This is a genomic window from Streptomyces sp. NPDC043876 (assembly GCF_056435825.1).
Genome location: NZ_JBWKDV010000046.1, coordinates 1 through 2369, shown reverse-complemented (window position 1 = coordinate 2369; position 2369 = coordinate 1). Strand labels below are relative to the sequence as shown.

The 2369-nt window shown below is 58.1% G+C and carries 2 rRNA genes (1 of these 2 running past the window's edge); both read right to left on the bottom strand.

Annotated features, from left to right (window positions below):
* Positions 1–748, bottom strand: a 23S ribosomal RNA gene (locus AC0693_RS38605); it reaches 2666 nt to the left of the window's first position.
* Positions 749–1035: 287 nt separating this feature from the next.
* Positions 1036–2369 (bottom strand): 16S ribosomal RNA (locus tag AC0693_RS38600); the annotation flags it as partial.

The following is a 2369-nucleotide window of genomic DNA, read 5'->3' as shown; positions in this document are numbered from 1 at the left end:
TTCGGACTCGCTTTCGCTACGGCTTCCCCACACGGGTTAACCTCGCTACACACCGCTAACTCGCAGGCTCATTCTTCAAAAGGCACGCAGTCACGACGCATTGAGTAAACTCAATGCGCGACGCTCCCACGGCTTGTAGGCACACGGTTTCAGGTACTATTTCACTCCGCTCCCGCGGTACTTTTCACCATTCCCTCACGGTACTATCCGCTATCGGTCACCAGGGAATATTTAGGCTTAGCGGGTGGTCCCGCCAGATTCACACGGGATTTCTCGGGCCCCGTGCTACTTGGGAGATTCTTAAGCAAGCCGCTGATGTTTCGTCTACGGGGGTCTTACCCTCTACGCCGGACCTTTCGCATGTCCTTCGACTACATCAACGGTTTCTGACTCGCCGACCGGCCGGCAGACCGATCAAAAGAATTCCCACAACCCCGCATGCGCAACCCCTGCCGGGTATCACACGCATACGGTTTGGCCTGATCCGGTTTCGCTCGCCACTACTCCCGGAATCACGGTTGTTTTCTCTTCCTGCGGGTACTGAGATGTTTCACTTCCCCGCGTTCCCTCCACACTGCCTATGTGTTCAGCAGTGGGTGACAGCCCATGACGACTGCCGGGTTTCCCCATTCGGACACCCCCGGATCAAAGCTCAGTTGGCAGCTCCCCGGGGCCTATCGCGGCCTCTCACGTCCTTCATCGGTTCCTGGTGCCAAGGCATCCACCGTGCGCCCTTAAAAACTTGGCCTACAGATGCTCGCGTCCACTGTGTAGTTCTCAAGCAACGACCAGCCACCCATCACCCCACCAGACAAGCTGGCGAGTTCACTGGGGCCGGCATCACGAAAGCACAACCTGACGGCCGTACCCTCAGATACTCAACAACGTGCCAGACACGATCCCCGCCACTCTCCCTGTTTTCCACGCCGAAGCAGTACTTACCAGGAGGCTTTGAGAACCGTGCCAAATAATCAACGTTCCACCCATGAGCAACCGTGCGAGTCATTCGCTCGCAGTCGGCTATATGCTCCTTAGAAAGGAGGTGATCCAGCCGCACCTTCCGGTACGGCTACCTTGTTACGACTTCGTCCCAATCGCCAGTCCCACCTTCGACAGCTCCCTCCCACAAGGGGTTGGGCCACCGGCTTCGGGTGTTACCGACTTTCGTGACGTGACGGGCGGTGTGTACAAGGCCCGGGAACGTATTCACCGCAGCAATGCTGATCTGCGATTACTAGCAACTCCGACTTCATGGGGTCGAGTTGCAGACCCCAATCCGAACTGAGACCGGCTTTTTGAGATTCGCTCCGCCTCGCGGCATCGCAGCTCATTGTACCGGCCATTGTAGCACGTGTGCAGCCCAAGACATAAGGGGCATGATGACTTGACGTCGTCCCCACCTTCCTCCGAGTTGACCCCGGCAGTCTCCTGTGAGTCCCCATCACCCCGAAGGGCATGCTGGCAACACAGAACAAGGGTTGCGCTCGTTGCGGGACTTAACCCAACATCTCACGACACGAGCTGACGACAGCCATGCACCACCTGTATACCGACCACAAGGGGGCGACCATCTCTGGCCGTTTCCGGTATATGTCAAGCCTTGGTAAGGTTCTTCGCGTTGCGTCGAATTAAGCCACATGCTCCGCTGCTTGTGCGGGCCCCCGTCAATTCCTTTGAGTTTTAGCCTTGCGGCCGTACTCCCCAGGCGGGGAACTTAATGCGTTAGCTGCGGCACCGACGACGTGGAATGTCGCCAACACCTAGTTCCCAACGTTTACGGCGTGGACTACCAGGGTATCTAATCCTGTTCGCTCCCCACGCTTTCGCTCCTCAGCGTCAGTAATGGCCCAGAGATCCGCCTTCGCCACCGGTGTTCCTCCTGATATCTGCGCATTTCACCGCTACACCAGGAATTCCGATCTCCCCTACCACACTCTAGCCTGCCCGTATCGAATGCAGACCCGGGGTTAAGCCCCGGGCTTTCACATCCGACGCGACAAGCCGCCTACGAGCTCTTTACGCCCAATAATTCCGGACAACGCTTGCGCCCTACGTATTACCGCGGCTGCTGGCACGTAGTTAGCCGGCGCTTCTTCTGCAGGTACCGTCACTTTCGCTTCTTCCCTGCTGAAAGAGGTTTACAACCCGAAGGCCGTCATCCCTCACGCGGCGTCGCTGCATCAGGCTTTCGCCCATTGTGCAATATTCCCCACTGCTGCCTCCCGTAGGAGTCTGGGCCGTGTCTCAGTCCCAGTGTGGCCGGTCGCCCTCTCAGGCCGGCTACCCGTCGTCGCCTTGGTAGGCCATTACCCCACCAACAAGCTGATAGGCCGCGGGCTCATCCTTCACCGCCGGAGCTTTTAACCCCC